Raw genomic sequence first — 9012 nt, 5'->3', positions numbered from 1 at the left:
TGAAATCCCAAAAAATGCACACTTTTTCCGGTATACCCTTCAAAACCCTTGCACTAATTTCTGTGTTTATCAGCCTCTAACCTTTGATATATCAAGGTTTTAGGTTTATTCAGCAAACCCTATATAGATCGTTTTAATGAAGTGAAATCTAAACTTAATGATCTAAAGTCAGGCTACACTATAGATAAAACCGAGATTCATATAATAATTCAGAATTGCTGTATTGAAACATGGGCATTGGGTAATGCAGAAATTCCTACCGAATATAGTTCAATGGAAAGTTCTCCAGTTTTATCGGAGTTTCAGGCATATTACGATATTTTGGTAAATGATCCTGAAGAAATGTGTTCATGTCCACCTGGATATATTTTTAGGACGAAAGCGAAATTTCATGAACGTTATCTCAAAGAATATCTCAAACAATTTGGTTTGTCTTATAGTAAAAAAGATCCAAAGGTTGTAGAGGGTAAAAAGTATCTAGATGCGTTAAAAAAGCGATGTGAATCAATGAATCATTTATCTAGCTTGAAATTATTGTTAGATATATGGGATCGCATAGAAACTTTGTAAGCAGTAGCAAAATTTAGGTACACGAAACTGAATCTCCCATTGATTACTGCGCTCAAAAACACAATGAGAGAATACCTGTATGAATTAAATCAGAAACCAACAGCTTGATCAAACCGGATCATTTCCAAACTGCGATCGCCATAAATACTTTCAATCTGCTGATGACAACAATCAATCGCAAAATCATTTAGTTCTTCTGCTTCAATACCAAACATATCCTGAAAAGTATCAACTTGAACCCGACAAAAACGCGGACGATCAGCATAAATAGTACATTCTCGCGTTTCGTGGTCAAAATTCACACACCAACCATCCTCACCTACCATACTGAGATAAAGTCCCAGTTCCTCTGGTGAAAGATACTCTTCTAAGTCTGGGCGTTCTGTAGGATCAAGATGACAGCACGCACCACATTGTTTTATACATTGCCAGGTAGCCATAATATACCTCTAGGAGTAGGTGACAGGTGATAGGTGACAGGTGACAGTAGGGAACAGGGAAATGGGGAGGTGGGGGAAGATTAATACCCCAGTCCCCAGTCACCAGTCCCCAGTCACCAATTCCCTGTTTACATTTTTATGTACTTTCCTATAATTTTGTTAAGTAACTTAAAACTTGCTGCCCCTATCCAGATATGATCTAATGCGGGCTTTGCATTTAAGTTATTGAATTTTTTAAAACCGTTTGGAGGAAAAATGGAAGCTTTAGCCAATATTAATTGGGAAGTTGTGTTTCAATTAACCTGTGTAGCATTAATTGTACTTGCAGGACCAGCAGTAATTTTTGTACTCGCGTTTCGCAACGGCGACCTATAATTTAGGTCATGGGTAATGGGTAATGGGTAATTGGTAATGGATAATGGGTAATTGGTAATGGGTAATTGGGAAAAGCTCTTTCCTATCACCAGTCACCAGTCACCAGTCACCAGTCACCTATTCCCTACCAAAGCCTGCATCGCAGCTTGAATAATACCATCATATTGGGGTAAAGATAAATCAACCTGTTTAGCATCTTCACGACTTAACCCTAACATACCTATTTTATTCTCAGGCTGCATGACTAATACCTTACCTTCACTATTTTTAATTCTTAATTCTGCACCTACACCATTTTGATAAATACCACAGGTGTATTGACGCTGTTTGTATTCAAACTTTGTCGGTTTAGAAATTTTTGATGTAGTAAATAATTTTTCTACCTGTTGCGGGAGTCTCACCCCCACTAATTCCAGTTCCACATTAGTATTACCATTAAAGCTATTTTCCCGGAGTTTGTAAGCAATATCAACTCGTGATGGTAGGGGAAAATAATCACGCCAACGCCAAGCGATCGCTTTAATTTCATACCTTTTATTATCAATAGTTTGCGCTAAGGTTAATTTAATGTGACCTTTACCAACTATTTGCTGTTCAATCACTTGTGCGTTAGCAGTCCAAAACACCGGATCAGGGTTTTCAATACCGCAAGGATGAAGAATATTTAACTGTTGGAATAAATCTTGATTGATTTGATAGAGATTTGCTTGAGCATCAATTTTTAGCAAAGGTTTCAAATGTTGAATTTCTAAACATTGATTGGCAAAATCAGATAAACGTAATCTAAAATCTGCTAAATTATCTGCTGGCAAAGAAAAACCACCTGCGGCTTTATGTCCCCCGTATTTACCGAGTAAATCACGACTATCTTCTAAAGCTTCAAAAACGTGAAATTCAGGTATTCCCCTTGCAGAACCACGTATTACACCGTCACTTTCAAAAGTACCAATAAAAACCGGAACACCATAACGCTCAACCAAACGAGAAGCAACAATACCAATTACACCATGATGCCAATTTTCCTTAATAACTACTAAAACCCGGTTTTTAGGTAAATCTTCTACATACAAATCTTCCACTAATGATATTGCTTCCTGTTCAATTTCCTCACACATTTTTTGACGTTCAGCATTAATCTGTTCACACTGCATCGCTCTTTCTAGAGCTATTCCCATATCATCAGTAGTCAACAATTCTATCACAGTTTGCGGGTTGCCAATTCTGCCAATAGCATTAATTCTAGGTCCCAAACGAAACCCAATATCATCAGGTTTTAAAGATTTTGAATTTTGGATTTTGGATTTCAGATCAGATTTTGAATTACTTTCTGTTTCTCCTTCACTAGCTTGAACTCCAGAAACTTGAATTAAAGCTTGAACACCTGGTAAAGTAGACTTAGATAATAACTTTAAACCACGTTTTACCCAACGACGATTTACACCAGTTAAAGGAGCTAAATCAGCAATAGTTCCTAATGTAAATAAAGCTAACATGGGGTGAACTAAACCTTTTAATTCTCCCATTTGTTGAGCTAAAGACACCGCTAAAATATAAGCTACACCCACACCAGCAACACCCCGATAAGGAGAAGATTCATCTATTAACTTTGGGTTGAGAATAGCATTAGCTGGTGGTAATTCTTTGGGAAGATCATGATGATCTGTAATAATCACTTTTAAACCTAATTCTCTAGCTCTAGCAATAGGTTCACAAGCAGCAATACCATTATCTACCGTGAGAATTAAACCCACACCTTCACTCTTGAATTCTTCAACAATACGTTTATTAATTCCATAACCTTCGTGCATCCGACTAGGTATAGCATAATCAACATCAGCACCCAAAGCGCGGAGACTTCGCAATAATAAAGCAGTGCTAGTCATCCCGTCTGCATCATAGTCACCACAGATAGCAATTTTTTCTTGATTTTTAATAGCATTTTCTAACAATTCTACACTTACCGCTAAATCGGGGAAATCTTCCAAAGGAGAAGGTAAATTTAAACTTTCAGGATTGATAAATTTTTCTACTGCTTCTGGTGTTTCCATTCCCCGATTAATCAATAACTGACTGATAATAGGGGAAATATTCGTTAAACTAGCTAATTTTGCAGCTAATTCTATATTTGCGGGCGCAATTTGCCAACGTTGGTTAGGTAAACGTTTAATATTTTGGTCATTAGTCATCGGTAATAGGTAATTGGTGATTGTGGATTGGTGATTAGGAATATTTTATAATAAAAGATGCAGAAAACACCTAAGATAATATCAATAGATATTACATAATAGATATTACAGATGTTAAAAAAAGATTAATGCCAGTCTGTAAATATCTAGCGTGGAATTGGGCAAACTTTTAATTTGATACCAAACCTGTCTAAATTATGGGTTTAAGCTGATTACTGATTACTGATAGCTGAATGCTTACTGTATTCCTTATTTCCTATTACCTGTTCCTTCTCCCAAATATACAATTTATTTGGCACGACTACTTATTACAATTTGTCATCATCTTCTGGTTCTAAATTGGAGACTTTCGCTAAAACTTGAAAGTTTAAATTATACAATAAATTATAAAATTATGTTGGGTTGAGCGTTTGCTGCACCCAACATTAAATTTGTCTCTAATTGTCTCTAAGATTGGCTTAAACTACCAATACCTACGGCATCAATTAAAACTTTGTCACAAGACAATGCACCACTGGGAATTAAAACATCTGCTAATTTTTGTCCAGGTTGAGGACGTTTAATTTTCAAACGAATTTCTGTAGCGAGTTTACTGTCTGGATTACATTTGAGACTTAAACTACTAGAAGCCCCCTGTCCAAAAGTTCTGTCAAATGCTGTTTTTACTTCAGATAAAGAAATGGTTTCGCCGATGTTTTGAGCAAATAAATCTCTGACATCAGAAGCATTAACTTCTTTGAGTAAATCAACAGCAATATCATAATATTCATCTGCATTTCTACCGTCACAAGTTCCATGTTTAACCCATTCGTGACGCTCAAGATTAGATACTACACCAGGCATAACTTCAATTAGTTCACTGCTGGTTTCTGCATCAACCTCTACCACAGGTAAAGCTGCCCAATTTCCTGTTTTATCGTTGTTGATATCATCACGGGAAACACCGCAATAAGCCAGTTTATCAGGCCATAAACCATGTAAAGTAAAATTACTGGCATCATAACCATTTTCTGTTTGTGCCATACATTCTATTTTATTGGGGTGGGTTTCACAAAATGCAGACTGCCAAGAAAGTGATAATAAGTATTTTTCTACACATCCTTTAGTGGGGCAAATGTCAGCATAAGTGACTTGTTGGCCAAGCAGTAAAAAAGATAGTAGAAATGCTATGATAAACCGCATAAAGCTGATGGTCTATAAAATTACAGAGTAAATTTATCACAACTGTAATTATATCTAAGTTTTTTAAGCTCAATTTTATAATTGATGTTATATCCCTGACTGCAAAAAAATCAGGGATATTAATTTTTATGAATTTCTGATAGCAAAATTGAAGTTTAAAATACTTGTACCTTGCCATCATTGAGAATATAAAGAGAGCGATAACCAGGAAACTTTTCACTAGGACGCAGTTCTAAACGCAAAGTCCCAAAATTGGGTTTAGAAACATTAGCATCTAAAGACCTACCCGTATCATCCCAAAACAACAGGGAAAAATTAGGGGCTGTAGCATTTTCCATATCTACAGTATATTCCTTTCCAGGTGCTAAAGAAATACGTCGCATTTCTGGTAATTGATCTAATGTTAATACTCTAGGCGTGCGGTTAACCACTTGTACACGAAGATATTGACCAGGTTTAAATTGCAGTGGTTTTTGACCGCAATTAGAAGCACAAGTTCCAGCTAATGTAACATATACAAGCATATACCAATTTATTCCTTCCAGTCTCTGACTGGAAATACTGTTAAAAACCCTAAAATCTAGGAAATCCCATCCAGCAAATCTGTCAATCCTGTAAATCCTGATTCAGACATTATTTCTATAATAGGTATTGATCAGGTGTTATGGGGTTTTAGCAGCATGACAATAGCAAAAAAACTAGAAGCAAAACTAGAACAGTTAAAAGCCTTATTTGCGGAAATGGATCAGGCATTAATAGCTTATTCTGGGGGAGTTGATAGTACATTAGTTGCCAAGATTGCTTATGATGTATTAGGCGATCGCGCTTTAGCTGTAACAGCAGTTTCTCCTTCCCTACTACCAGAAGAATTAGCAGACGCAACAGCACAAGCAGCAACTATTGGGATAGCCCATAAAATCGTTCATACCCACGAAATGGAAAATCCCAATTACACATCAAACCCAGTTAACCGCTGCTATTTTTGCAAAAGTGAATTGCACGACACACTCAAGCCCCTCGCTTTAGAGTTAGGATATCCTTATGTGGTAGATGGAGTCAACGCCGATGATTTACATGATTATCGTCCTGGAATCCAAGCCGCAAAAGAACGAGGTGCGCGATCGCCTTTAGCAGAAATAAGTGTCACAAAAGCCGAAGTTCGTCAACTTTCCCAACAACTCGGCCTACCTTGGTGGGATAAACCCGCCCAACCCTGTTTAAGTTCTCGCTTTCCCTACGGTGAAGAAATTACCATAGCCAAATTACAGCGAGTTGGTAGAGCAGAAATTTATCTTAGAAATTTAGGATGGGATAACCTGCGGGTACGTTCCGAAGGAGACACAGCCAGAATTGAACTACCACCAGAAAAAATAGCAGATTTTGTCTTAAAAACAGATTTACCTGCCCTTGTCAGCACATTTCAAAATCTAGGATTTATTTACGTCACCTTAGATTTAGAAGGTTATCGCAGTGGTAAATTAAACCAAGTTTTACAACAAATTCCAGCTACATAAAATCAACAATTGATTGACTCTTACTATTCTCTTCTTACTGTCACCAGTCACCAATCACCAATCACCAATCACCTGCCTCACAATCGTTGAGCGACTATATACTCTATCTTTTGCAGGGCAGACTGCCATACACTATATCCTGCGGGTGACAAATGTAAACCATCTGTGGTCAATTCAGGACGTAAACTACCATCAAAATCTGTAAACCAATTGTGAATATTTAAATAATTAGCCCCCTCTTGACGAGCAATTAAGGCAATTTGGGCATTGATATGACGAATACGACTATTGGCTATTTGAGGGCGGCGAATAGGCAAAATCGACTGCACCATAATTTGACTTTTGGGGTGAGTTTGCCGCAAACTGCGAATAATTCGCCGATGATTGAGTAAAATCGTCTGATCACTAGCACCCTTGAGCAAATCATTAATCCCAACCATCATATAAATAACTTCTGGCCGCGTCTGGGAAAAAGCTGATAACCTCCTGAAAACTCCAGCGGAACTATCTCCAGATATCCCTTGATTCAACCACAATTTACCAACAGGTAATTTTTCTTTAGGAAACCACATACTCAAAGAATCACCCACCAAGATACTCAAACGATTTGTACCTTGACCTTGGGAAATTGCTCTCGCTTCCATCGCTAATAAGCTTTTCCAATCTTGATAACTGACTTTCTCTTTTTTCTCTGACTTCCAATATGACTGTAAATCTTCATCATCTACACGAGTGTAAATTTGCCCAGTTTTCAGGGAAGCTAATCTTAAATAGTACATTTGAATCCCAGATACAGGAGTCCGCTTAGTTTTTTGAGAACTCAAGTTTAAAGATGTTTTTATCGGTGCTGCTAAAAAGTTGTTTGCTAATTCCCCTGACAAAATTTCCACCCTGGGGCTAATTTTCTCAACTCGTACCGGGGAAGTCTCTGATGCTGATACAGCTTGGCTACTAAATTCTGGCAAGGAGTTACTTTTCTGGCGTACTGCTAACTGTGAACTCCCTGGTTTGGATATAGCTTGATTACTGAATTCCGGTAAAGAAATGTCAACTTGATAAGTGACTTTTTCATCTACTCCTGGTAATGGTGAACTTGGATTTAAATCCTCCAAAAATCCAGTATTTTCAGGTGGGAGACTCGACATCTTTGGGAGAGCCGATGTTGGTACTGCCAATCCTGTTAACAAGCCTGCTGCCAACAGATAAGGTTCCTTCATCGTTTTTTCTTTCCTTGTAAGGACTCACTGCTTTTCCTTATGACAGCCATATTTGGCTGAATTCAGGAAAATTCTACTTTCCTTACGCGGTATCAAGATCCCCCATGAGAATGTAGTTTACAACATATAAGTATAAAAAATCACAGATTACAAAATGTTAAAAAAATATTGTTAAATTTTATTCTATATACAATAACGTCGTTTAAAGTGCTAAGATTTATGCGAAGTCATTAATGTTTCCTTTTATTTCCGTGGCTAGAGCTAGTACCGCAATTGGCGTAAGTCCAATCATCAAAGAAAGAGTGCAAACACAGGCACATTCCACACGTTTGACCTTAAAAGAGGTTATTCTCATGGGGATGATGGCAATTGATAAGCTAGACGATCAAGGTCGTCAAGAGTTAGCTGATAAAGTGCATAAAATGCAAGTAGACGGCGAAATATGAATCTATATTGAGAAGTCTAAACTCTAAAGTCTTTAGTGCAGCATAATTGACTGTTTTGAGGACAATAGAACAACCACGACTGATCAAAAATTGATTCTTAGCCAAGTCAAAAGCAAATTCTCCCGTCCATCAACCTCATTCAATTCCAAAGATACCCAGTGGTGTTGTTGAGTCATATCAACAAAACCCGTTCTTTTGGAAAAAGCGAAGGGGTCTAAAAATAGATCCCCTTCATCGGTTAACAACTTAATAAAGAACTCAGCGAAACTCTGAGGATAACCAACTGGATTGATTTTAATTACCGCTGGTTTACAAACAAAAAGTAAATCAGCACTACCAAATCCAAATTGACAATTTATAGCAAATTCGGCTAGATTGCCCTTTGGTTTGGTTATCCTTTGATTATTTCCCTGATATCTTGTGTCCATCGGGACGAATATCGGTTTTATAGCACTTCTTGAGTCAATTTCATGTACTCTCGCTATAAAGCGATAAAATACACGAACATCTTATGTTGAGTACGGGGGTTTCTAGATCCCCGAATCAAAATTTTTTTACAATAGATATAGATATAGTTTTTCGTGGTGATAGTTGATAGTTGATAGTTGATAGTTGATAGTTGATAGTTGATATTTGATAGCACAAGTGTTGAATCCTGCAATAAAACTTTACAATCTTGGCGTTTTACCCAGGTAAAACCTATTGTCTATTGAGAATAGAGTCATTAATTGCTGAAATTTGGTATCACTGATACCAATGCACAAATTGGACAATATCCTCAAAATCTTAACATTCAACACTTCTGAGTTGATAGTTGATTGGGAAACATCAAATTGATTACCCAGTCACCAGTCACCAGTCACCAGTCACCAGTCACCAGTCACCAGTCACCAGTCACCAGTCACCAGTCACCACTCACCAGTCACCAGTCACCAGTCACCAGTCACCAGACACCAGTCACCACCCAACATTCACCAGTCACAAATCAACAGTCACCAATAATAAAACACCAATCCCCACTACAAACCTAACAGCCTATCTAGAGAACACGACACAACAAACCAAACATTACACACAACCCG

At 37.5% G+C, this 9012-nt stretch carries 10 protein-coding genes; 5 read left to right on the top strand and 5 right to left on the bottom strand.

Annotated elements, in window-relative coordinates; translation table 11 throughout:
• The first annotated feature begins 237 nt into the window (after positions 1-237).
• On the top strand, positions 238-570 hold the full coding sequence (locus FFR48_RS21995) for a hypothetical protein (protein ID WP_137668847.1): 333 nt from the start codon (positions 238-240) through the stop codon (positions 568-570).
• Between the two features lie 89 nt (positions 571-659).
• Here FFR48_RS21995 and FFR48_RS21990 read toward each other — a convergent pair whose 3' ends face one another.
• Positions 660-1010: a YkgJ family cysteine cluster protein gene (locus FFR48_RS21990; RefSeq protein ID WP_137668846.1), complete on the bottom strand. Its 351-nt coding sequence runs from the start codon at positions 1008-1010 to the stop codon at positions 660-662.
• A gap of 255 nt (positions 1011-1265) precedes the next feature.
• Between FFR48_RS21990 and psb30 the strand changes: the two genes are divergently transcribed.
• On the top strand, positions 1266-1385 hold the full coding sequence (gene psb30, locus FFR48_RS21985; RefSeq protein ID WP_009342523.1) for a photosystem II reaction center protein Ycf12/Psb30: 120 nt from the start codon (positions 1266-1268) through the stop codon (positions 1383-1385).
• A gap of 113 nt (positions 1386-1498) precedes the next feature.
• Here the strand turns inward: psb30 and FFR48_RS21980 are convergent, their stop codons facing one another.
• From FFR48_RS21980 to FFR48_RS21970, 3 genes are all read right to left on the bottom strand, one after another.
• Complete coding sequence (locus tag FFR48_RS21980) at positions 1499-3571, bottom strand: single-stranded-DNA-specific exonuclease RecJ (protein ID WP_137668845.1); 2073 nt, start codon at positions 3569-3571, stop codon at positions 1499-1501.
• 447 nt (positions 3572-4018) lie between these two features.
• Entirely contained in the window at positions 4019-4753 is a 735-nt protein-coding gene (locus FFR48_RS21975; RefSeq protein WP_199291046.1) for a ribonuclease T2, read from the bottom strand.
• Positions 4754-4908: 155 nt separating this feature from the next.
• Positions 4909-5277 carry a hypothetical protein gene (locus tag FFR48_RS21970; protein WP_236104142.1) on the bottom strand — a complete coding sequence of 123 codons (369 nt, stop codon included), beginning with the start codon at positions 5275-5277 and terminating at the stop codon, positions 4909-4911.
• A gap of 156 nt (positions 5278-5433) precedes the next feature.
• On the opposite strand from FFR48_RS21970, the gene larE reads away from it, so the two are divergent.
• A complete protein-coding gene (gene larE, locus FFR48_RS21965) occupies positions 5434-6267 on the top strand; it encodes an ATP-dependent sacrificial sulfur transferase LarE (RefSeq protein ID WP_096567962.1) in 834 nt (277 codons plus the stop codon).
• A 77-nt stretch (positions 6268-6344) separates the two neighbouring features.
• On the opposite strand, the gene FFR48_RS21960 is transcribed toward larE, so the two are convergent.
• Positions 6345-7484 carry an SGNH/GDSL hydrolase family protein gene (locus FFR48_RS21960; protein WP_096567964.1) on the bottom strand — a complete coding sequence of 380 codons (1140 nt, stop codon included), beginning with the start codon at positions 7482-7484 and terminating at the stop codon, positions 6345-6347.
• 233 nt (positions 7485-7717) lie between these two features.
• Between FFR48_RS21960 and FFR48_RS21955 the strand changes: the two genes are divergently transcribed.
• Together FFR48_RS21955 and FFR48_RS21950 are read left to right on the top strand one after the other, a co-directional pair.
• Complete coding sequence (locus FFR48_RS21955) at positions 7718-7930, top strand: hypothetical protein (protein WP_096567966.1); 213 nt, start codon at positions 7718-7720, stop codon at positions 7928-7930.
• An 814-nt stretch (positions 7931-8744) separates the two neighbouring features.
• Positions 8745-9012: hypothetical protein (locus FFR48_RS21950; protein ID WP_236104141.1), on the top strand; the 268-nt coding region annotated here is incomplete at its 3' end.

It is taken from the genome of Sphaerospermopsis reniformis, from assembly GCF_005402885.1.
GTDB lineage: Bacteria > Cyanobacteriota > Cyanobacteriia > Cyanobacteriales > Nostocaceae > Sphaerospermopsis > Sphaerospermopsis kisseleviana.
The sequence above is the reverse complement of the archived record's forward strand: the minus strand, read 5'-3'. Positions and strand labels throughout refer to the sequence as shown.